We start from the raw sequence: 21680 nt of genomic DNA on the forward strand, positions 1-21680 counted from the left end.
GCAATTTTGCCGGATCGGGGGTGGAAACACACGGAAAACCGGCCCCGTGCGCGTCAGGCGAGCGACAGGGCCCAGCTTTCCCGCGACAGCTCCAGGCGGTGGGTCAGGTCCAGCCGCTCCAGCAGGGCCTCGTCGTGGGAGACCACGGCCAGCGCGCCGCGGTACTGGCGCAGCATGCTTTCCAGCGCGTCCAGCCCGGCCAGATCCAGATGGTTGCCGGGTTCATCCAGCAACAGCAGACCGGCCGGCTGCGCGGCGTACAGCACGCAGGCCAGCGCGGCCTTGAGGCGCTCGCCGCCGCTGAGTTTCGCGCTGGGGCCGTCGATGTGGCCGGCGTCCAGTCCGAGCAGCGCCAGCCGGGTGCGCAGCGCCGCCTCGCCCGCGTCCGGGTTGGCTTCGCGCAACTGCGCCAGCACGCTGGAGGCGGGATCCAGCCCCGCCAGGCGCTGATCCAGCCACGCCACTGGCACGTGCGCGCGGCGGCGCCCCGACAAGGGCGGCACCCGCCCGGCCAGCACCTTCAGCAGCGTGGATTTGCCGCTGCCGTTGGCGCCGGTGATGCCGATGCGCTGGCGGCCGGTGAGAGTGAGGTTCATGCCTTGGGCGGTGGCAGGTACGAACGGCAGCACCGCGTCTTCCAGGCGCAGGGCGATACGGTCCTGCGCGGAGGTCGCATCGGGCGCGAACAGGGCCAGTTCCACCGTCGGCTCCTGCCTGCGCGCGGCCTCGCGCAACTGCGCGCCCAGTTGTTCGCGGGCGGCCTGCTGGCGGGCGGCGAAGCGGCCGGCGCTGTCCTCGCTGCGATCCTTGCGCAAGCCCATCAGGATCGGCGCCTGGTTGGCGTCGCGCGCGTCGCGGTTGCCGCGCGCCTGCCGGCGCTGCTGGCGTTCGCGCTGTTCGCGCAGCGCGCGTTCCTGGCGCTGCACGGCGGCCTTGGTCTGCTCCAGTTCGCGCTGCGCCTGCGCCTGTTCCTCGGCCTTGCGCGCGGCGTAGAAACCGTAGCCGCCGCCGTAGGTCCGCAGGCCGTGCGGCGACAGTTCCTCGATGCGGGCGAAGGTGTCGAGCAGGCGGCGATCATGGCTGATCACCAGCAGGCCGTTCTGCCATTGCGCGAGTTGCGCGTGCAGGCGCTGGCGTTGCGGTGCGTCGAGGTGGTTGCTGGGCTCGTCGAGAATCAGGAAGTCGGCCTCGGACAGGAAGGCACCGGCCAGCGCCACGCGCATCGCCTCGCCGCCGCTGAGGGTGTCGGCGGCGCGATCCGGCGCGAGATCCGGCAGGCCCTGCGCGTCCAATGCCTGCGCGAGTTGCTGGCGGATGTCCCAGCGATCGCCCAATGCATCGAAATCACGCACGTCGGCGCTGCCGGCCTCGATGCGCGCAAGCGCGTCCAGCGGGCCATCGACGCCGGCGAGCGAGGCGACGGTGGCGCCGGGCGGCACGCGGATCTGTTGCGGCAGGTAGTGCACGCGGCCGCTGGCGGCGCGCTTGCCGGCGGTGGGTTCGACCTCTCCGGCCAGCAAGCGCGCAAGCACGCTCTTGCCCACGCCATTGCGCCCCACCAGCCCGGTCGGACGGTCGTCCAGGTGCAGGTCGAGACCGGAGAAAAGGATCCTGCCGTCGGGCAGGGACAGCGACGCGCGGTCGAGCGTCAGGAAAAGATTCGTCATGCGGATTCCATGTGATGCCACGGGAACTCCCTCGGCGCGGGGCCGGCGGGAACCTGGGCCGTCTGAAGCGACGGCGGCATCAATGGCGCATGGGCGTAGGCACCTGGGACGAATCGAGGCCGCGATTCTAGCGGCAGTCGCGCGCCCGCGGCCAGACGCGGGCTGAACGCGGTGCGGAGGCGTTACAGCGAGGCCAGCAGTTGGCCGAAGGCGTCGGCGGAGGCTTCGACGTGCGAAGACAGGCGATGCGCGTCGTCGACCATCAGCAGGCGCGCTCGGCGGGCGTGCGCCCAGTCGACGACAAGCTGCGCGGGAATCAGTTCGTCGTCCCAGCCGTGGATGACCGAAATCGGCACGGGCGCGGCGTCCAGTCCCGGCAGCGGCCCCATGGTGGTGGGCGGCGCCATCAGGAACAGGCCGCGCACCGGCACGTCCAGCGAGATGCGGCCGGCGATGTAGGCGCCGAGGCTGGAGCCTGCCAGCACCAGCGGGCCGCGGCTGGCGGCGGCGAGCGCGAGGCCGCGCAGGCGCTCCAGCCGCGCGGGCACGTCGCCGAGCGAGCTGATCTCGCGGCGCGCGTCCAGATCGGTGTAGTCGGGGCGTTCGTGGGTCCAGCCCAGGCGCTCGGCGACGTCCGCCAGCGCGGTGACCTTGGTGGCGTCGGGGCCGCTTTCGAAACCGTGCGAGAGGATGCAGTGGCCACGAAGCCGGGAGCGCTGGCTCACAGCGCCTCCACGCGATCGCCGATGCGGAACACACCGCCTTCCAGGATGCGCGCGCACAGGCCGCCGTGGCCGCGCATGGCGTTGTAGCCGCCGGGGCCGAGCGCGTCTTCCATACGCGAGCAGGGATCGCATTCGTCGGTGCCTTCCAGCACCACGTCGCCGATGCGGAAGCGGCGCTCCTTCAGCGCGATCAGCGGAATGCCGGAGACCACCACGTTCCGCCGCAGCAGCGCCGGTTGCAGATTCGCACGCGCGGCCAGCGCGGCGATGGCCGGCAGGTGTTCGGCCTGGATGAGGGTGATGCCGCGCTTGCCGCTGCCACCGGCGTAGCGATCGCCGACCAGGCCGACGCCGGTGACGGCTTCGACCTGCTGCACCGGCACCATCGCCACGTCGCGGGCGGGACGCAGGCCGATCCATTCGACCTGGCCGGCGCGCGGCAGGCGGGCCATCAACTGGGCAAGCGGGGAATCGGGAGACAGGGGCATGGGGATCATCCCGCCGCGACGGCCGCGGCGCAGGCCGCCAGTTTACTTGAGCCGCGCGCCGGTATCGGCCTGCTAGCATGCCCGGCATGTCCGACGCGCCCGCCATCCACTCCGCTCCCCTGCCCTATGAAACCCGGCTGGAGCGGCGCCCGCTGGCACAGGTGGATCTGGCGGTGATCCATTGCACCGAGCTGCCGGATCTGGCGACGGCACGGCGGTTTGGCGAGGAGATCCTGTATCCGGGGTCGGGCACGGGCAACAGCGGGCATTTCTACATCGATCGCGACGGCGGCGTGCACCAGTACGTGGCGCTGGATCGGGTGGCGCACCATGTGCGCGGTTACAACCCGCGCGCCATCGGCATCGAGCTGGTGAACATGGGGCGCTATCCGCACTGGCTGGCGAGCGATCACCAGCGGATGGAGGAGCCGTATACCGAAGCGCAGATCGAGGCGTTGATTGCGCTGCTGCGCTGGCTGCCTTCGCAGTTGCCGGCGTTGCAGTGGATTGCCGGGCATGAGGACCTGGATCGGACGCTGGAGCCGGCGAGCGATGACCCGGCGGTGCAGGTGCAGCGGAAGCTGGATCCGGGGCCGATGTTTCCGTGGGAACGGATAATGGCGGCCGTGGGGCTGGCGCGGTTTGAGCCCTGATGGGGTTTTCTTGTGGGAGCGACGTCAGTCGCGACCCGATGGCTTCCGATCGCGACTGACGTCGCTCCTACAGGGTGGTTTTCCGCCAAAAGCAAATCCCCCTCGGTCCCCCTTCTGCGAAGGGGGAGGCAAGAGCGGGGCTGTCCTCGATCTGATGCTCCAATCCCGAATCCCGAATCCCGAATCCCGAATGCCCAATCCCGAATCCCGGCCCTGAGGCCCCAAGCCCCCGCCCCGTATAATCCCCAGCCTCCCGCACCCGCCCTGCGAGCCGCCGTGTCTTCCAATCCCGAACCCGTCGTCAGCGAACTCATCGACCTGCTCTCGCTGGAGCGGCTGGAGGACAACCTGTTCCGGGGCCAGAGCCGCGATATCGGCACCAAGTACGTGTTCGGCGGGCAGGTGCTGGGACAGGCGCTGTCGGCCGCGCAGGCGACGGTGGAAGGCGAAGGCGAGCGCCGCGCGCATTCGCTGCATGCCTACTTCCTGCGCGCCGGCAACATCGAGGCGCCGATTGTCTACGAGGTGGATCGCACGCGCGATGGCGGCAGTTTCTCGGTGCGCCGGGTCACGGCGATCCAGCATGGGCGGGTGATCTTCTTCTGCGCGGCCTCGTTCCAGGGCGAGGAAGCCGGCGCGGAACACCAGTTGTCGATGCCCGAGGTGCCGCAGCCCGAGGACGTGACGCCGGCACCGCCGGTGCCGGCCGAGGTGATGGCGACGCTGCCGATCAAGGTGCAGCGCTGGCTGTCGCGGCGCGGGCCGTTCGAGTTCCGCCACGTGTATCCGCGCGACGAACTGAATCCGCCCAAGCGGCCGCCGTTCCAGCAGGTGTGGTTCCGGCTGAGCGAGAAGGTCGGCGATTCGCCCGAGCTGCATCGCGCCCTGCTGGCCTACGCCTCCGATTTCCAGTTGCTGGGCACGGCGACCTATCCGCACGGCATCAGCTATTACCAGCCGAACGTACAGATGGCCTCGCTGGATCACGCGCTGTGGTTCCACCGTCCGTTCCGCGCCGACGACTGGCTGCTGTATTCGATCGACAGCCCCAGCGCGCAGGGTTCGCGCGGGCTGGCGCGCGGGCAGATCTTCGATCGCCATGGCCGGCTGGTCGCCAGCACCGCGCAGGAAGGCTTGATCCGGGTGGTACCCGACGCCCACGCCGCGGCCGCCGTGCCGGCCAGGGACTGATCACCGATGCGCCAGATTTTCACCAGCCAGCGCCTGGAAACCGTCGAGGGCGTGGCCAAGCTGCTGCGTGACGCCGGCATCGAGGTCCACATCAGCAACGAGCGCTCGTATCGCGGCAAGCGCGGCAGCCAGTTCCGCTATACCGAACCGGTGCCGAAGGGCCTGCAGCCGGCGGTGTGGGTGCGGCATCCGGAAGACCAGCCGCGCGCGCGCCAGATCCTGCGCGACGCCGGGCTACTGGAAACCACCCGGCCCGGCGCGGGTCCGGCGCCGCTGACCTTCACCAGCACCCAGGACGAGCCGCCGAAGCGGAGTTCGTGGGCCTGGCGCATCCGCCTTATCCTGCTGGGCCTGATCGCGGTGGCGGCGGTGTTCACGGTGTTGCGCCACCGCGCGCCGCGCCCGGCCGCACCCGCTCCGGCGCCGGCCACGCCCACGCAGCCGGCACCCGCGCCCGCCAACGAGACCGAGGAAGACGACGCGGTGCGGGTACAGGTGAAGCCGGCCTCCGAAGGCTGATCCGGCTCGGTCACATTTTTCGGGCGGTCTCGTCCCGGGGACCAGGAACCCAACGAAGCCCCGCCCCGATGAATGCCCAGACCCTCGACCTGATGCTGCAGCACGAGCTGCCCGCCGCCGCGCGTGGCAATCAGGATGCCCATGGCCGCATCGTCAGCGCCTGCCAGAACACGGTCACCGCGATCGCCTACGCCATCACCCGCGACGTGCAGGCCAGCGAGGACATCGCGCAGGAAGCCTTCCTGCGCGCCTGGCAGCGGCTGGACCGCCTGAAGAACAGCGCCAGCTTCCTGCCCTGGCTGCGCCAGATCACCCGCAACCTGGCGCGCGACTACCTGCGCACCCAGCACCACAAGCCGATGTCGGGCGAAGCGGCGGAACTGGCGATCACCCTGACCGCCGATCCCTTGCCCTCGCCGGCCGAACGCCTGCTGCGCACCGAGGAGGAAATCGCCGCCGCCGACATCATCTCGTCGCTGCCGGAGGACGCCCGCGAAACCCTGCTGCTGTTCTATCGCGAAGGGCAGAGCTCGCTGCAGGTGGCCGAATTGCTGGGCCTGAGCGACGCGGCGGTGCGCAAGCGCCTGTCGCGTGCGCGTGGCATCGTGCGCGAGGAAATGCTGAAGCGTTTCGGCGAGTTCGCCCGCTCCACCGCGCCCGGCGCGGCCTTCACCGTGCTGGTGGTCAGCGGGCTGATGAGTGCGGCGCCGGTCGCCAGCGCCGCCATCGCCAGCGCCGCCATCGCCATCGGCGCCGGCGCGGTCGGCGTGGGTTCGGCCAGCGCCGGCAAGCTGGGCGCCAGCGGGCTGGGCATTTCATCGCTGTCCGGCGGCACCGCGATGGGCACGCTGATGGGCGCCTACGACACGCTGGCCCACGGCGGCGTCACCGCCGGTTTCTCGCTGGGCGCGGTGATCGGCGGCGTGGTCGGTGGTGCGCTGGGCACGTACTTCGGTGGCCGCCTGCTGCTGAGTTTTGCCGATACCGAGACCGAACGCGCGCAGTTGCGTCGCTTCATCCGCATGAACACCGCTACTGCGGCGGCGGTCGGTGTCAGCATCATGGCCGCCGCCGCCCTCAGCCGCAGCTGGTTGCCGATGACGCTGGCGGCAGCGATCGGCATGGCCGTTATCAACTACCAGTGCCTGGTGCCGCTGCGCCGGATGATGAAGCCCATGGTGGCGCGCGATATCGCCCGGCGTGGACACAAACGCGGCGCGTGGCTGTACGAGAGCATGTACGGCACGACCGGCGTGGTGCTCGCCTCGGTGCTGGCATTGGGCGGGATGATCGTGTCGATGAAGGCGTCGGGGCGGTTTTGAGTTTCAGGGGAGGCTGTACAGGCTTTCGGCCGTCACTACCCTCGCACCGCCGTACCTGCGGGCGCTGACCTTGCCCCCATCCCAACCTTCCCCCGCACGCGGGGGAAGGGGCGAAGTACGCATCAAGTACCTTCCTCCATCTATTGAGGATGGTGGCAGCTTACGGACACGGCTCCCTCCCCCGCTTGCGGGGGAGGGCTGGGGTGGGGGCCAACGCACGCGGCCCACTCCCCGCAAACGTCGATGCATCGCGCTGGATTGACGATGAAGGGGTTTCCGGATTGTCCTGCCCCGTCATTCCGGCGAACGCTGGAACCTTGCCCCCATCCCAACCTTCCCCCGCATACGGGGGAAGGGGCGGAGCAGGCATCAGCTCCTTCAGGAAAATGGCAGCGTTACGGATACCGCTCCCTCCCCCGCTTGCGGGGGAGGGCTGGGGTGGGGGCCAACGCCGCAGCCCGCTCCCGCGAACGTGGATGCATCGCGCCGGAATGACGATGACGGGGTTTCCGGATTGCCCTGCCCCGTCATTCCGGCGAACGCTGGAACCTTGCCCCCCATCCCAACCTTCCCCCGCACGCGGGGGAAGGAGCGGAGCACGCATCAGCCCGGCAGCGTACGGATGCAGCTCCCTCCCCCGCACGCGGGGGAAGGGGCGGAAAAGGCGCCGGGTCACATCGCGTCTCCCCGGGCGTCTGTGCTTCCATAGCCGCCTGGAGCCGAACACCGATGACCGCCGCCACGCTGGAACTGACCCTGCGCCATGAGTTTCCCGCCGCCCAGCGGGGCGACCGCGATGCCTACGGGCGGATCATCGGTGCGTGCCAGAACACCGTCACCGCGATTGCCTACGCAATCACCCGCGACGTGCACGCCAGCGAGGACATCGCCCAGGAAGCCTTCCTGAAGGCCTGGAAGCACCTGGGCAGCCTGAAGAACCCGGACAGCCTGCTGCCGTGGCTGCGCCAGATCACCCGCAACCTGGCCCGCGACCACCTGCGCGCCGGGCAGTACCGGCCGATGACCGGCGAAGTGGCCGACATCGCCATCGAACTGGCCACCGACACCGCGCCAACCCCGGCGGAAATGGTGCTGCAGACCGAGCAGGAACGGGTGGCCGCCGACGTCATCGCCGCGCTGCCGGAAGACAGCCGCGAAGTGTTGTTGCTGTACTACCGCGAGAGCCAGAGTTCGCAGCAGGTCGCGCAGTTGCTGGGACTGACCGACGCGGCGGTGCGCAAGCGCCTGTCGCGGGCGCGTGGCTACGTGCGCGAGGAATTGATGAAGCATTTCGGCGAGTTCGCCCGCAGCAGCGCGCCGGGCGCGGCGTTCGCCAGCATCGTGCTGGGCGCGTTGGCGGTGGGCGCGCCGCCGACCGCCGCCGCGGCGGTACTGGGCACCGGTTCGGCGCTGGCCGGCAAGGGCCTGCTGAAGGTGCTGGGCGCGTCGTTCGGCGCGGTAGCCGTCGGCCTGGTTGGCGGCATCGGCTCGGTCTGGTTCGGCATCCGCAAGCAGTTGCGGGATCCGCTGGATGCGCGGGAACGGCGGGCGCTGATTGCCTACGGCACGGTCAACACGGCGATGATCCTGGCGTTCCTGGCCGGCGCCCTCGCATTGCATAAGGTACCGGGCTGGATTCCGCACCTGCTGCTCACCGCCGCCTATTGCGGCGGCATCATGTGGTCGTGCAGCCGCTGGCTGCCGCGCATCCTGGCGCGCCGACGCGCGCGCGACATGCAACTGGACCCGGTGACCGAAACCGCCGACGCGGCACGCCGGCGCAAGTGGCAGATCATCGGGGTGACCGTGGGACTCGTGCTGGGGTTCGGCGGTCTGTTGTATGGGTTGGTTGCGAGCGGGCGGTTGGTGTTCTGAGCGGGTTGCCTTTGGTGTCTCATTCGTCCGCAAGCAGGCAAGCCTGATCCCATGCGGCTCGGGACGTTTGGGGATGGATTCTGCCCGTACGCGATGTTTCCGGCCGTTTGATACCCCGTCGCGACTGACGTCGCTCCTACAAGGGATTTGCGCGTAGGAGCGACGTAAGTCGCGACCGTGGTCGATGCCGATTGAAGGACGCTCTGCCGGGGATGGATGGACGATCACCCGAAGATTTCCGGCCTTTCTATTTCCCTGTCGCGACTGACGTCGCTCCTACAACGGATTTGCGGGTAGGAGCGACGTAAGTCGCGACCGTGGTCGATGCCGATTGAAGGATGCCCTGCCGGGGATGGATGGCCGATCACCCGAAGATTTCCGGCCTTTCTATTTCCCTGTCGCGGCTGACGTCGCTCCTACAGGGGATTTGCGGGTAGGAGCGACGTCAGTCGCGACCGTGGTCGATGCCGATTGAAGGATGCCCTGCCGGGGATGGATGGCCGGGCGCCCGAAGATTTCCGGCCTTTCTATTTCCCTGTCGCGACTGACGTCGCTCCTACAAATAATCCAGCAACTGCCGGGGAGCGGTCGCGAATGCGACACCGGCCGCGCGTGGCGGCCGGTGTGCGGTGGAACGGTGGACTGCGCGGCTCAGCGCGGCGAACGCGGCTTCAGTTCGTCCTGGCTGAGGAAGCCGTCCTTGTTCGCGTCGAGCTGTTCGAAGCGCTCGGCCAGGCGCGACTTGCCCTTGGCTTCGTCACGGCTGATGCGGCCGTCCTTGTTGGCGTCGGCGGCGGCGAAGCGCTCGGCGCCACGCGCCTGCATGCGCTGCTGGAACTGCGCGCGCCGGTTGGCGTCGGCGGCGTCGATCTCGGCGCGGGTCAGCTTGCCGTCCTTGTCGGTGTCGGCGCCGGCGAACCATTCGTCACGGCGCTGCTTGCCGCGCAGTTCGCGATCCTTGGCGTCGACATAGCCGTCGCCATTCGCATCCATCCTGGCGAAATGCTCGGCGAAGCGCGGCTGCTTGCCGGCCTCGGCCTTGCTGATGCGGCCGTCGCCGTCGGTGTCCAGTTGCTTCATCATGCCGCCTTGACCACGACGGTGGCCGCCGCCGTCCATGCCGTGTCGGCGATGCGGGCGTTCCTCCGCACTGAGCTTGCCGTCCTTGTTCTTGTCGAGCGTGTCGAAACGCTCGGCCAGGCGCGGATGCGCGGCGGCTTCAGCGCGATCCACGACGCCGTCGCCGTTCTTGTCCAGGGCCGGGCGCGAGGCGCCTGCGGCCGGCGCGGACTGGGTGGCGGCGAAGGCGGTGCCGGCGGCGAGCGCGGTCAGCACGGCCACCAGGAGCAGGGTCTTGTTGCGGGTCATGTTCGGGTTCTCCTGATCACGCGGCGCGGTTGCGCCACTGACCGGGAAAACGCCCGGCGGCCGCCACGGTTGACGCGGCGACGAACGGATTCAGCTTCCAGCCGGTCGCATGCGCCGCGACGACGGCCGCGCAGTATGCTGGCCGCATGGTCCACGCCTTCGCCCGCGCCGTTTCCATTCTCGGACACCCGATGCTGGTGCTGCCGGTGGCGGCGCTGTTGCTGGCCACGCGCACCCTGGGCGTGCGCGAGGCGGCATGGATGGCGTTGGGCTTCGCCGGGTTCGCCGCACTGGTGATGGGCTGGTCGGGATGGCAGGTGCGGCGTGGCCGCTGGCAGCACGTGGACGCGAGCCGGCACGAGGAACGCCGGACCTTGAACCGCTTCCTGCTGGTCGCGCTGGCGCTGGCGGCGGTGCTGGGCTGGGTCGCCGGCCAGCCGGTGCAGCTGGCGCTGGGACTGATCCTGGCGGCGGCGCTGATCGCGGTGGCGATGCTGGGCGCGCGATGGTGCAAGCTGTCGCTGCACATGGCCTTCGTCATCTATGCGGCGATCCTGCTGTCGCAGCTCCATCCGGGCTGGGGCATCGCCGGGTTGGCGTTCGCCGCATTGGTGGCGTGGTCGCGGCTGAAACTGCGCCGGCACGTGCCGCGCGATCTGGTCGCCGGCGCGTTGGCCGGCGCGACGGCGGGCGGCCTGTTCGTCTGGCTCGCGCCGAAACTGGCGGGGGCGTGATGGGCAACAATCCTCCGCAGCCGGCCGAAGACCTGCGCCTGTTCCATACCGGCGAACATCCCTGCGGCTACTGGCCGGATCGCAACGCGCGCGATCTGGTGCTGGATCCGCGCGATCCGCGCTTGCCGATGTTCTATCCGAACGCGCTGGCATGGGGTTTCCGCCGCTCCGGCGACATCGTCTACCGACCGCATTGCCTGGGCTGCCAGGCATGCGTGGCAGTGCGGATTCCGGTGGAACGGTTCCAGCCGGATCGCAGCCAGCGCCGCTGCGCGCGGCAGAATCCGGACGTGGACGTGCGGGTGATGGTGGCCGAGCGCAGCGAGGAGCACGTCGCGCTGTACCAGCGCTACCTGACCGCACGGCACCCGCTGGGCGGCATGGACGATCACGGCGCGGTCGAGTTCGAGCAGTTCCTGATCGGCAGCTGGGCCAACAGCCGCTTCCTGGAACTGCGCGAACACGGACGGCTGCTGGCGGTGGCGGTCACCGACGTGCTGCCGGAAGCGCTGTCGGCGGTCTACACCTTCTACGATCCGGATCTGGCCGCGCGCGGGCTGGGCACGCTGGCGATCCTGCGCCAGATCGCCTGGGCGCGCCGCGAGGGCCTGCCGCACCTGTACCTGGGCTACTGGATCCACGGGCATCGCAAGATGGACTACAAGCGCCGCTTCCAGCCGCTGGAAGCCTACGACGGCCGCGGATGGCGGGACTTCCAGCCGCCGCCGGATCCGTAACCGCGCTGTCATCGGCGGCGCTGGCGCCCATGTCAGAATGGCGGCATGCGAACCTTACTCCTGCCCGCCTGCCTGCTTTCCCTGCTCACTGCCTGCGTGAACGTCAACGTGCACGGTGATCCCGCCGCCGCCCTCGCCGACAGCCCCGCGCGCCTGCGCGTGGCCACCTACAACACCTCGCTGTATTCGGATGAAGCCGGCGGCGTGATCCGCGAGCTGGAAGGCGACAGCGCGCATGCGCGCAAGATCGCCGTGGTGCTGCAGAAGGTGCGGCCGGATCTGGTGCTGCTCAACGAGTTCGATTACGACGAGGCACATCGGGCGGCGGATCTGTTCCAGCAGCGTTATCTGGAAGTGGCCCAGCCCGGCGGCGGCGAAGCGCTGCGCTATCCCTACCGCTATCTGGCGCCGGTCAACACCGGCGTGCCCAGCGGGCTGGATCTGGACAACAACGGCGAAGCCGGCGGCGAAGGCCGCGCACGCGGCAACGATGCCTGGGGCTACGGCCTGCACCCGGGCCAGTACGGCATGCTGGTGCTGTCGAAGCATCCCATCGATGCCGCGCAGGTGCGTACCTTCCAGTTGCTGCGCTGGAGCGCCCTGCCCGGCGCGGCGCGTCCGATCGATCCGGCCACCGGCGAATCCTGGTATCGCGACGAGGTGTGGTCCAAGTTGCGGCTGTCGTCGAAGTCGCACTGGGACGTGCCGGTGCGTATGCCCTCCGGCGTGGTGCATTTCCTGGTCTCGCATCCGACCCCGCCGGTATTCGACGGTCCGGAGGATCGCAATGGTGCGCGCAACCACGACGAGCTGCGCCTGTGGCACGAATACATCAGCGCGGGCGACAAGCCCTGGCTGTGCGACGACGCGGGCGTCTGCGGCGGGCTGGCCCAGGAGGCGCGCTTCATCATCGCCGGTGATCTCAACAACGATCCGGTCGATGGCGACGGCCGCCACGAGGCGATCCTGGAATTGCTGGAACATCCGCGGGTGATGCGCCATGCCACCCCGCAGAGCCGCGGTGGCGCCGAGACCGCCGAAGCCTACGCCGCCAAGGGCATCGCCCGTCGCGGCGCGCCCGGCCACGTCACCGGCGATTTCGGTCCGAAGGCCGGCGCGATGCGGCTGGACTACGTCCTGCCCTCGACCGGCTTCGCCTACGAGGGCGGCGGCGTGTTCTGGCCCGCGAAGGCGGAAGCCGACGCCGCCATCGCCGACGGCAGCGACCATCATCTGGTGTGGGCGGTTCTTCTGCCCTGAGGGCTGTTTCTTCCCTTGTGGGAGCGACGTCAGTCGCGACCGTGCGCAACACCGATTGAGGCAAGCGCGACGCAGGGGGGCGGATGATCGCGCGTCCCCGACATTCCCGGCCCGTCTGTTTTCCCGTCGCGACTCACGTCGCTCCTACAAGGGTGCTTTCCTGTGGGAGCGACGTCAGTCGCGACCGTGGTCAACATCGATTGCGGCAAGCGCGACGCAGGGGGCGGATGATCGCGCGCCCCCGACGTTCCCGGCCCGTTGGTTTTCCCGTCGCGACTCACGTCGCTCCTACAGAGAGCTATCCTTGTAGGAGCGACGTCAGTCGCGACCGTGGTCAACATCGATTGCGGCAAGTGCGACGCAGGGGGGCGGATGTTCGCGCGCCCCCAACGTTCCCGGCCCATCTGTTTTCCCGTCGCGACTCACGTCGCTCCTACAGAGACCTATCCTTGTGGGAGCGACGTGAGTCGCGACCGTGGTCAACATCGATTGTGGCAAGCGCGACGTAGGGGCGGATGATCGCGCGCCCCCGACATCCCCGGCCCGTTGGTTTTCGCGTCGCGACTCACGTCGCTCCTACAAGGGGGTTTTCCTGTGGGAGCGACGTGAGTCGCGAATACGGGATGTGGGGCGCCTACGACCCCACCACCGTCGTGCGCGGGCTGAAGCCGATGGCGCCGTCGCTGCGTGCGGAGACGATCATCTTGACCATGCTGCCGGGGATCATCACTTCGATCTGCACGGTCTTGCCGTCCGGCGCGAGGCCTTCCAGGGTCATTTCGATCAGTGCGCCGGCGGTGTCGATCTCCCGGCACAGGATGTGCGGTTCGCCACCTTCCACCTGTACCAGATAGGGCTTGATCGCCTCGCCCAGCGCTTCCAGCGCCTGCGGGAAGAAGAACACCGCGTAGCCTTCATTTCCGTTCATGGTCCGATCCTTACTTGAGTTCGATGCCGAGGGCTTCGGCGGCGTCGCGCGCGATGGCGCGGGCGGTGTCGATGTCGGCGGCGCGCGCCAGGGTCACGCCGACCCGGCGATGGCCCTCCACGCGCGGCTTGCCGAACAGGCGCAGCGCGGTGTCCGGCGCGGCCAATGCCTTGTCCACATTCGAGAACACCGGCACGCCATGGCCGTGCGCCAGCACCGCGCACGAGGCCGACGGGCCCTGCTGGCGGATGACCGGAATCGGCAGGCCGAGGATGGCGCGCGCGTGCAGCGCGAATTCGCTCAGTTCCTGCGAGACCAGGGTGACCAGGCCGGTGTCGTGCGGACGCGGCGAGACTTCGCTGAACCACACCTCGTCGCCCTTCACGAACAGCTCCACCCCGAACACGCCCCAGCCGCCCAGGTTGTCGGTGACCGCGCGCGCCACCGCCTGCGCGTTTTCCAGCGCGCGCGCCGACATCGGCTGCGGCTGCCAGCTCTCGCGGTAGTCGCCGTCGCGTTGCAAATGACCGATGGGTTCGCAGAACGAGGTGCCGCCGGCGTGGCGCACGGTCAGCAGGGTGATTTCGTAATCGAAGTCGATGAATCCCTCGACGATGCAGCGGCCGGCGCCGGCACGGCCGCCGGTCTGCGCGTATTCCCAGGCCGGCGCGATGTCGGCGTCTTCGCGCACCGTGCTCTGGCCCTTGCCGGAGGAGGACATCACCGGCTTGACCACGCACGGCAGGCCGATGGCGGCGATGGCCTCGCGATACTCCGCCTCGATGTCGACGAAGCGGTACGGCGAGGTCGGCAGGCCGAGGGTTTCGGCGGCCAGCCGACGGATGCCTTCGCGATCCATGGTCAGGCGGGCGGCGCGTGCGGTCGGGATGACCCGGGCCGCGCCCTCGGCTTCCAGCGCCACCAGGGTGTCGGTGTGGATGGCCTCGATCTCCGGGACGATCACGTGCGGGCGTTCCCGCGCGACCAGCGCGCGGACCGCGGCCGGATCCAGCATGTCCAGCACGTGGGAGCGGTGCGCGACCTGCATGGCCGGCGCGTCGGCGTAGCGGTCGGCGGCGATGACTTCCACGCCCAGCCGCTGCAGTTCCAGCGCCACCTCCTTGCCCAGTTCGCCCGACCCCAGCAGCAGGACCCGGGTGGCGTGGGGGCTGAGCGGGGTGCCGAGGTCGACCATGGGACGGAATTCCGATGCGGGGAGGGAGCGGCATTCTACCGGCCAGGCTCCCCGCCCTTCCCGGCCGACAGACGGCACTTGCCAAGTGATATCATTTTGATATCTTTCCAGCCAACAAGGAGAGACCACCATGAAAGAGAACCCCATCCGCTCGCTGCCCGGCATCCCCTTCCTGCTCGCCCTGCTGGCCGTGACCGCCCTGGCGGTCTGGCTGTTCGTCACCGGCATCGGCCCCGACCCGAAGTATTCCGGCGTCGTGTCCGGCATGCGGATCGCCGTCGGCGTCATCCTGGGCGTGCTGGCTTTCTTCAGCGTGATCGGCCTGTACACCGTGCAGCCCAATCAGGCCGCGGTGGTCAGCCTGTTCGGCAAGTACGTCGGCACCGTCAAGGACAACGGCCTGCGCTGGAACAACCCCTTCTACTCCAAGAAGAAAGTCAGCCTGCGCGTGCGCAACTTCGAAAGCGGCAAGCTCAAGGTCAACGAGCTGGACGGCAGCCCGATCGAGATCGCCGCCGTCATCGTGTGGCAGGTGGTCGATGCCTCCGAGGCCGTCTACAACGTGGACGACTACGAGAGCTTCGTGCACATCCAGTCCGAATCCGCGCTGCGGGCGATGGCCACCAGCTATCCCTACGATCAGCACGAGGAAGGCCAGCTGGCTCTGCGCAGCCACGCCACCGAGATTTCCCAGCACCTGAAGAACGAACTGGCCGAGCGCCTGGCCGACGCCGGTGTGCAGGTCATCGACGCGCGCATCAGCCATCTGGCCTACGCGCCGGAAATCGCCCAGGCGATGCTGCAACGCCAGCAGGCCAATGCGGTGATCGCTGCGCGTACCCGCATCGTCGCCGGCGCGGTCGGCATGGTCGAGATGGCGCTGGCCGAACTGCAGAAGAACGGCGTGGTGCAACTGGACGAGGAGCGCAAGGCGCAGATGGTCAGCAATCTGCTGGTGGTGCTGTGCGGCGATCGCAGCACCCAGCCGATCGTCAACACCGGCTCGCTGTACTGAGCCGGGCGGAAGGCAGGCGTCGTGGCCGAGAAGAAAGCCTATCCCCTGCGCATCAGCGCCGACGTGCTGAACGCGGCGCAGCGCTGGGCGGATGACGAGTTGCGTTCGCTCAACGCGCAGATCGAATACGTGCTGCGCGATGCGCTGCGCAAGGCCGGGCGCCTGCCCAAACCGTCGCCCTCGCCGGACGCCGACGGCGACGACGAGTAATCGCGCCACGACAGGCGCAAGGTCGCGGTCCACCGCGACCCGGACAAGGAGAAGGACATGAGCAAGCGTTGGACCTACCAGGTCATCGAAGTGAAGCCCGGCCTGATGGGCGGCCTCAAGCGCGAGGATCTGCAGAACGAACTCAATCGCCTGGGCGCGCAGGGCTGGGAACTGGTCAACACCATCGTGCCCGCCCCGATGGCCGCGGTGCAGATGGTGTTCAAGAAGGAGGCTTGAGATGCGCGTTGCGTTATGGATTGTGCTGGCGCTGGGCGCGCTGTTCACCCCGCCCGCCTTCGCCGCCGACACTGCCGATGCGATTGCCGAACGCCTGCTGGATCGCCTGCAGGCCGGCGACTACGCCGCCGCCGAGGCGATGTTCTCGCCGGAGATGGCCGCCGCCGTGCCGCAGGACAAGCTGAAGGCCGTGTGGGAATCGCTGCCGGCGCAGATGGGCGCGTTGCGCACGCGCGGCGAGCCCAGGGTCGCGACGCATGAGGGCATGCAGGTCGCACTTACCCGGCTGGAGTTCGCCAATGGCGCGATCAACGCGCAAGTCGCGGTGAATGCACAAGGCAAGGTCGCCGGCTTCCTGCTGCAACCAGCACCGCCGGAAGCCGCCACGCCGGTCCCCGCCGACGCGGCATACCAGGAGCGCGAACTCACCGTGGGCACCGGTGGACAGGCGCTGGCCGCCACCCTGGCGATACCCAAGGGTGCGGGTCCCTTCCCCGCCGTGGTGCTGGTGCACGGTTCCGGTCCGCAGGATCGCAACGAAACCATCGGCCCCAACCGCCCGTTCCTGGATATCGCCCGCGGCCTGGCCGCGCAGGGCATCGCTGTGCTGCGTTACGAGAAGCGAAGCAAGGCGCGTCCGCAGGATTTCACCGGCGGCAAGTCGTTCACCGTCGATGACGAAGTCACCGACGATGCGGTCGCCGCGATCGCCACCCTGCGCGCCCAGCCCGGCATCGACGGCAAGCGCGTATTCGTGCTCGGCCACAGCCAGGGCGGCATGCTTGCGCCCCGCATCGCGCAACGCTCCGGCCAGGTGGCCGGTCTGATCCTGTTCGCCGCGCCCGCGCGTTCGCTGCTGACGATCCTGCCGGAACAGAACCGCTACCTGCTGGCCAAGCGGGGGCCGACGACACCGGAAGCGCAGGCGTTCCTGGACAAGCTGGATGCGCAGATCGCCAACGTGCGCGGCAACGCGCCCGACGATTCCACCGACACGCCGCTGGGCCTGCCAGCCCGCTACTGGCGCTCGCTGGAAGCCATCGACCCGGTGGCCGAGGCCAAGGCGCTCGACCTGCCGCTGCTGCTGTTGCAGGGTGGCCGCGATTTCCAGGTCGTCGATGCGGACTGGCAGCGCTGGCGCAGCGGACTGGCCGGCGACCGCCAGGCCGCCTTCAAGCACTACCCGGCCCTGAATCACCTGGGCATCGCCGGCGAAGGCGCCGGCACGCTGTCCGAGTACCAGCGACCCGGCCAGGTCGATCCGCAACTCATCGCCGACACCGCCCGCTGGATCAAGGAACACTGAGCATGACCCGCGATTTCACCGTTGCCCCGCTCGACCGCTGGACCCTGCTCGGCCTGTGGCTGCCGATGACCAGCGCCATGGCGATTGCGGCGGGCGCCGTGCTGTGGAACACCAGCGAAACCGTGCCGCGCGGCCTGCTGTTCACCCTGCCCTTCATGCTGCTGGTCGGCGCGGTCCTGCACGTACTGCTGCGCCGCCGCCGCATCCAGCTGGAACATGATCAGTTGCGGATCACCGCGACCATGTTCCGCAAGCAAGTCCCGGTCAGCGCCATCGATCTGGACAAGGCCCGCATCGTCAATCTCGACGAGCACACCGAACTCAAGCCCGCCTTGAAGACGAATGGTTTCAGCCTGCCCGCGTTCACCGCCGGGAACTACCGCCTGCGCAACAAGGCCAAGGCGTTCTGCCTGATCAGCGACCGCGCGCGGGTGCTGGTGCTGCCGCTGCGGGACGGTCCGCTGGTGCTGCTGAGTCCCGAGAAACCGCGGGAATTGCTGGACGGCCTGCGCGAAGTGGCGGCCTCCGCGCCGCGCCGCTAAGCTGCCGGGCATGCACACGCCTCCGGTTCCGCTCAAGACCCGCCTGCTCAACACGCCCGACGTGGAACTGTGGCCCGGCGGCCTGCTGCGCGCGCGCGGCAACGCCGATGCGCGCATCCTCGCCCGCGCCCGGCGGGTGCTGCGACGCAAGCGCGACGGCCGCTACCTGGCCGCGGAACTGCCCGAGGGACTGATGCCGTTGATACCGGGCCTGCCTCGCGAGCCCGGCATCGAGGCGGCGCTGGATCGGCTGGACCACGACGGCGGCGGACGCGGCCCCTGGCGGGGCGAAGCCGGCGAACTGCCGCTGGACGCACTGCGCGACCATCTCCATGCGCTGGGCCTGGACGACAGCTACGGCGAACGTACCAGCCTGCCGCTGGTGGCCGAGCCGGACACGCTGGCCTTCGCCGGTTTCGATCGCTACCGCCGTGCGCTGTGGCTGACCCACGCCGCCGCGCGCGCCTGGCTGGGCCTGCGCGACGCCGCCGCGCGAGAGGGCGTGGTGCTGGAGGCCATTTCCGGCTACCGCAGCCACGACTACCAGCTCGGCATTTTCGAACGCAAGCTCGCGCGCGGGCAGACGGTGGAGGAGATCCTCTCGGTCAACGCCGCACCCGGCTACAGCGAGCATCACAGCGGCCGTGCGCTGGACATCGGCGCGCCGGACGAGCCGCCCGCCGAGGAGAGCTTCGAGCACACCGCCGCATTCGCATGGCTGGTGGCGAACGCCGGCGCATTCGGCTTCTCGCTCAGTTACCCGCGCGACAACCCGCACGGCATCGTCTACGAGCCGTGGCATTGGTGCTTCGCCGCTGATGTCGCGGCCGATGCGGACTGAAGCCGAACGCCAGCGCCGAAGGCTGTTGCAGGCCATGGCATTCGGCGGCGCGGCCGCCGCCGCCGGCTGCCGTCGCGGCGACGCGGAGGCCGGTGCGGTCAGCGATGTCACCGACATCGACCACATTCCGGTCGCTGGCCAGCTCCGCCCCACCACCACCGCCGTCCTGCAGCAGGCGCTGCGCCGGACCCGCGGGCCGATCTCGATTGGCGGCGCACGCTACAGCATGGGCGGGCAGATCGCCGCCGACGGTTCCACCCACGTCGACATGCGCGGCATGAAGCGTCTGCTCCACCTGGATGTCCAGGCACGCACCGCGCGCGTGCAGGCCGGCATGTGCTGGCGGGATCTGCAGGATCATCTGGATCCGCACGATCTGGCGGTGCGGATCATGCAGAGCTACAGCAATTTCTCGATTGGCGGCTCGCTGTCGGTGAACTGCCATGGCCGCTACGTTGGCGCCGGTCCACTCGCGCACTCGGTGCGCGCCCTGCAACTGGTGACCGCCGATGGCGGGGTCCACGAACTGGATCGGCAGCGCTCTCCGGAACTGTTTTCCGCCGTGCTGGGCGGCTATGGCGGCCTGGGCGTGGTCACCGAGGTGGAACTGGATCTGGACGAGAACTTCCCGATCCGGCGCGACGCGCAGCGGGTGGCACTGGACGAGTATCCGGAGTTCTTCCGCGAACACGTCCATGCGCGACCCGGCATCCTGCTGCACAACGCCGATCTGATGCCGCCGGATTTCGACCGCCCCCTCGCGATCAGCTGGACCCGCACCGATCAGCCGCTCACCCTCGCCGAACGGCTGGTGCCGCGCCATCTCGACTACGGGCGTGAGCAGAACCTGATCTGGACCGCGTCCGAACTGCCGGGCGGCGGAGCGTTGCGGGAGAAATTCCAGACCGATCGGATCCTGCGCGAGCCCGTGGTGGTCATGCGCAACCACGAGGCCAGCCTAGACGCCGCTTCGCTGGAACCACGCACGCGCATGGTGTCCACCTACCTGCTGCAGGAGTACTTCATCCCGGTGCGGTCATTCGCGATCTTCGCCCGCAGGATGGCGGCGATCCTGCGCCGGCACGAGGTCAACGCGCTCAACGTCTCGATCCGGCATTCGCCGGCCGATACGGTATCGCTGCTGAAATGGGCGCCGCAGGAGGTGTTTTCCTTCGTGCTGTACCACAAGCAGCGCGCCTGGTCCGGCGCCGACCGGCAGGCCGGCACCTGGACCCGGCAACTGGTCGACACCGCGCTGGCGCTGGACGGACGCTACTACCTGCCCTATCGGCTGCATGCCACGCCGGAGCAGTTCCACCGCGCCTATCCGGAAGCCGCCGCCTTCGCCGCGCTCAAGCGCCAGGTCGATCCGCAACGCCGTTTCCGCAACCGCCTGTGGGACAAGTACCTGCCCGCTTGAACGGCACTCTCCTTCCGGCGTAACGTAGCGGGCATCATTCGGGGGAATGGCATGGAAAATCCGTATCAGTCGTCGGCCACCAGCGCCGGCGCGGTGGCACCGCTGCGTTCGTCCTCATACTTCAAGAATCCCAGGCTGCTGACCGTTACTACCCGGATTTTTCTGTGCCTGGGCGTACTGGTGTCCCTCGGTGCGGGTGCGCTCGCGCTCACCGAGCTTTCGCTCATGGAGGAATACTCGCCGACGGACGGCCTGGACGATGTCTACGACGATCTGATCATTCCCACCCTGCTGCTGGGATTGACCCAGTTCGCCACCGGTATCGGCACCATCGTGGTCATCGCGATGTGGGTCTACCGCATGGCCTGGAATGCACGCTACTTCGCCGGCGCGCGCAATATGGACTACACCCCGGGCTGGGCGGTGGGCTGGTATTTCATTCCTTTCGCCAATCTCTGGAAGCCCTATCAGGCCATGAAGGAAATCTGGCGCGCGAGCGACGAGCCGGCCCGCATGAACCAGATCCCGGTTCCGTTCTGGCTGCCGCTTTGGTGGTGCCTCTGGCTGGTCACCAATATCCTCTCCAATGTCTCTACGCGCCTCACATTCCGTGCCGACGACATTTCCGAGGGCATGTTGGCCAACCAGGCGTCGCTGCTGGCCGAGGCAGTCAACATCCCGCTGTGCCTGGTGTTCCTCCTCATCGTCAACCGGCTGTCGCGGATGCAATGGCATCAACAATCGCTGCGCCAGGTACAGGCCGTCGCCTGAACGAGGCAGCATGCCTGGCCCTTCGCCGGGGACTTGAGCGAGATCAATGAGGCGTCGGACCCGGGTGGGGATACTCACGGCGTTCTCCCGACGTGGCCGCCCCGATGTTCTCCACGCACGCCCGCTATCGTCCATCGCTGGTCGCGCTGCACTGGCTGACCCTGCTGTTGCTGAGCGGCGTCTACGCCACCATCGAGTTGCGCGGCCTGTTCCCGCGCGGCAGCGATGCGCGCGAGCTGATCAAGACCGCGCATTTCTTCCTGGGCATCAGCGTGTTTGGCCTGACCCTGCTGCGCCTGCTTGTGCGGGTGTCGTCACCGACACCGCCGATCGCGCCGGTGCCGCCGACCTGGCAGAGACTGGGGGCCGGCACGATGGCGCTGGCGCTGTATGGGCTGATGCTGGTCACGCCGGTGCTCGGCTACCTGCTGCTCAATGCGGAAGGTACCTCGCCCACGTTGGGCGGCTGGGCATTGCCGTCGCTGATGGCCGCACAGGAAACCCTGGGTAACGGGCTGAAGGAATGGCACGAAACCATCGCCGTCGCCGGCTACTGGCTGATCGGGCTGCACGCGCTGGCGGCGCTCTATCACCATCATGTCCGGCACGACGACACCCTGCTGCGCATGACGTTCCGGCGCTGACGCGCAACGCGGAGCCTGTTCCGCCGCGGCGC

General features: G+C 68.9%; 24 protein-coding genes and 1 pseudogene. 17 read left to right on the forward strand and 8 right to left on the reverse strand.

What is annotated here, in order from left to right:
• Positions 1–53: 53 nt before the first annotated feature.
• The 3 genes from IQ458_RS12200 to IQ458_RS12210 all read right to left on the reverse strand — a co-directional run bounded on the left by IQ458_RS12200 (position 54) and on the right by IQ458_RS12210 (position 2880).
• Positions 54–1667 carry an ABC-F family ATP-binding cassette domain-containing protein gene (locus tag IQ458_RS12200; RefSeq protein WP_203322974.1) on the reverse strand — a complete coding sequence of 538 codons (1614 nt, stop codon included), beginning with the start codon at positions 1665–1667 and terminating at the stop codon, positions 54–56.
• Positions 1668–1849: 182 nt separating this feature from the next.
• On the reverse strand, positions 1850–2392 hold the full coding sequence (locus tag IQ458_RS12205) for a hypothetical protein (RefSeq protein ID WP_203322975.1): 543 nt from the start codon (positions 2390–2392) through the stop codon (positions 1850–1852).
• On the reverse strand, positions 2389–2880 hold the full coding sequence (locus tag IQ458_RS12210; RefSeq protein ID WP_203322976.1) for an MOSC domain-containing protein: 492 nt from the start codon (positions 2878–2880) through the stop codon (positions 2389–2391). The genes IQ458_RS12205 and IQ458_RS12210 overlap by 4 nt, the downstream gene beginning before the upstream one ends.
• Positions 2881–2966: 86 nt before the next feature.
• Between IQ458_RS12210 and IQ458_RS12215 the strand changes: the two genes are divergently transcribed.
• From IQ458_RS12215 to IQ458_RS19900, 5 genes are all read left to right on the forward strand, one after another.
• Positions 2967–3533, forward strand: a complete 567-nt coding sequence (locus tag IQ458_RS12215; RefSeq protein WP_203322977.1) for an N-acetylmuramoyl-L-alanine amidase — start codon at positions 2967–2969, stop codon at positions 3531–3533.
• Positions 3534–3809: 276 nt separating this feature from the next.
• On the forward strand, positions 3810–4724 hold the full coding sequence (gene tesB, locus IQ458_RS12220; RefSeq protein ID WP_203322978.1) for an acyl-CoA thioesterase II: 915 nt from the start codon (positions 3810–3812) through the stop codon (positions 4722–4724).
• A gap of 6 nt (positions 4725–4730) precedes the next feature.
• Positions 4731–5243: a pathogenicity-like protein gene (locus IQ458_RS12225; protein WP_203322979.1), complete on the forward strand. Its 513-nt coding sequence runs from the start codon at positions 4731–4733 to the stop codon at positions 5241–5243.
• A gap of 68 nt (positions 5244–5311) precedes the next feature.
• The gene (locus IQ458_RS12230; protein ID WP_203322980.1) at positions 5312–6565 is read left to right on the forward strand and encodes an RNA polymerase sigma factor; all 1254 of its coding nucleotides are present in this window, start codon (positions 5312–5314) and stop codon (positions 6563–6565) included.
• A 729-nt stretch (positions 6566–7294) separates the two neighbouring features.
• A complete protein-coding gene (locus IQ458_RS19900; RefSeq protein ID WP_203322981.1) occupies positions 7295–8440 on the forward strand; it encodes an RNA polymerase sigma factor in 1146 nt (381 codons plus the stop codon).
• A 651-nt stretch (positions 8441–9091) separates the two neighbouring features.
• Here the strand turns inward: IQ458_RS19900 and IQ458_RS19975 are convergent.
• The 3 genes and pseudogenes from IQ458_RS19975 to IQ458_RS19780 form a co-directional block, all read right to left on the reverse strand.
• On the reverse strand, positions 9092–9208 hold the full coding sequence (locus IQ458_RS19975; protein ID WP_425504682.1) for a hypothetical protein: 117 nt from the start codon (positions 9206–9208) through the stop codon (positions 9092–9094).
• A pseudogene (locus IQ458_RS12240) lies at positions 9194–9808 on the reverse strand (EF-hand domain-containing protein); the annotation flags it as partial. The pseudogene IQ458_RS12240 and the gene IQ458_RS19975, both read right to left, overlap by 15 nt.
• A gap of 16 nt (positions 9809–9824) precedes the next feature.
• A complete protein-coding gene (locus IQ458_RS19780; RefSeq protein WP_255431451.1) occupies positions 9825–9956 on the reverse strand; it encodes a hypothetical protein in 132 nt (43 codons plus the stop codon).
• A 43-nt stretch (positions 9957–9999) separates the two neighbouring features.
• Between IQ458_RS19780 and IQ458_RS12245 the strand changes: the two genes are divergently transcribed.
• From IQ458_RS12245 to IQ458_RS12255, 3 genes are read left to right on the forward strand one after another with little or no spacing between them, the layout of a single operon-like run.
• On the forward strand, positions 10000–10542 hold the full coding sequence (locus IQ458_RS12245; protein WP_183638116.1) for a phosphatase PAP2 family protein: 543 nt from the start codon (positions 10000–10002) through the stop codon (positions 10540–10542).
• The gene (locus IQ458_RS12250; RefSeq protein ID WP_183638119.1) at positions 10542–11279 is read left to right on the forward strand and encodes an arginyltransferase; all 738 of its coding nucleotides are present in this window, start codon (positions 10542–10544) and stop codon (positions 11277–11279) included. The genes IQ458_RS12245 and IQ458_RS12250 overlap by 1 nt, the downstream gene beginning before the upstream one ends.
• 45 nt (positions 11280–11324) lie before the next feature.
• Positions 11325–12539: an endonuclease/exonuclease/phosphatase family protein gene (locus IQ458_RS12255; protein WP_203322983.1), complete on the forward strand. Its 1215-nt coding sequence runs from the start codon at positions 11325–11327 to the stop codon at positions 12537–12539.
• A 634-nt stretch (positions 12540–13173) separates the two neighbouring features.
• Here IQ458_RS12255 and IQ458_RS12260 read toward each other — a convergent pair.
• Positions 13174–13467 (reverse strand): hypothetical protein, encoded by a 294-nt coding sequence (locus IQ458_RS12260; RefSeq protein WP_141456134.1) that lies wholly within the window; start codon positions 13465–13467, stop codon positions 13174–13176.
• Positions 13468–13477: 10 nt separating this feature from the next.
• Positions 13478–14662, reverse strand: coding sequence for a formate-dependent phosphoribosylglycinamide formyltransferase (gene purT / locus IQ458_RS12265; protein ID WP_203322984.1), 1185 nt, complete (start codon positions 14660–14662; stop codon positions 13478–13480).
• A gap of 130 nt (positions 14663–14792) precedes the next feature.
• Here purT and IQ458_RS12270 point away from each other — a divergent pair, with 130 nt between their 5' ends.
• The 9 genes from IQ458_RS12270 to IQ458_RS12310 all read left to right on the forward strand — a co-directional run bounded on the left by IQ458_RS12270 (position 14793) and on the right by IQ458_RS12310 (position 21648).
• Entirely contained in the window at positions 14793–15677 is an 885-nt protein-coding gene (locus tag IQ458_RS12270; protein WP_203322985.1) for an SPFH domain-containing protein, read from the forward strand.
• Positions 15678–15698: 21 nt separating this feature from the next.
• On the forward strand, positions 15699–15887 hold the full coding sequence (locus tag IQ458_RS12275) for a type II toxin-antitoxin system antitoxin (RefSeq protein ID WP_203322986.1): 189 nt from the start codon (positions 15699–15701) through the stop codon (positions 15885–15887).
• 57 nt (positions 15888–15944) lie between these two features.
• Positions 15945–16124, forward strand: a complete 180-nt coding sequence (locus IQ458_RS12280; RefSeq protein ID WP_183638134.1) for a DUF4177 domain-containing protein — start codon at positions 15945–15947, stop codon at positions 16122–16124.
• Position 16125: 1 nt separating this feature from the next.
• Complete coding sequence (locus tag IQ458_RS12285; protein ID WP_203322987.1) at positions 16126–17430, forward strand: alpha/beta hydrolase; 1305 nt, start codon at positions 16126–16128, stop codon at positions 17428–17430.
• A gap of 2 nt (positions 17431–17432) precedes the next feature.
• Positions 17433–17972 carry a PH domain-containing protein gene (locus IQ458_RS12290; protein WP_183638140.1) on the forward strand — a complete coding sequence of 180 codons (540 nt, stop codon included), beginning with the start codon at positions 17433–17435 and terminating at the stop codon, positions 17970–17972.
• Positions 17973–17982: 10 nt separating this feature from the next.
• A complete protein-coding gene (locus IQ458_RS12295) occupies positions 17983–18813 on the forward strand; it encodes a M15 family metallopeptidase (RefSeq protein WP_203322988.1) in 831 nt (276 codons plus the stop codon).
• A complete protein-coding gene (locus IQ458_RS12300) occupies positions 18803–20233 on the forward strand; it encodes an FAD-binding oxidoreductase (RefSeq protein ID WP_235996801.1) in 1431 nt (476 codons plus the stop codon). Before IQ458_RS12295 ends, IQ458_RS12300 begins: the two co-directional genes overlap by 11 nt.
• Positions 20234–20284: 51 nt before the next feature.
• A complete protein-coding gene (locus tag IQ458_RS12305) occupies positions 20285–21004 on the forward strand; it encodes a DUF4328 domain-containing protein (RefSeq protein WP_203322989.1) in 720 nt (239 codons plus the stop codon).
• A gap of 104 nt (positions 21005–21108) precedes the next feature.
• On the forward strand, positions 21109–21648 hold the full coding sequence (locus tag IQ458_RS12310) for a cytochrome b (protein ID WP_203322990.1): 540 nt from the start codon (positions 21109–21111) through the stop codon (positions 21646–21648).
• The last annotated feature ends 32 nt before the right edge of the window (positions 21649–21680 follow it).

It is taken from the genome of Pseudoxanthomonas beigongshangi (genome assembly GCF_016820515.1).
Lineage (GTDB): Bacteria > Pseudomonadota > Gammaproteobacteria > Xanthomonadales > Xanthomonadaceae > Pseudoxanthomonas_A > Pseudoxanthomonas_A beigongshangi.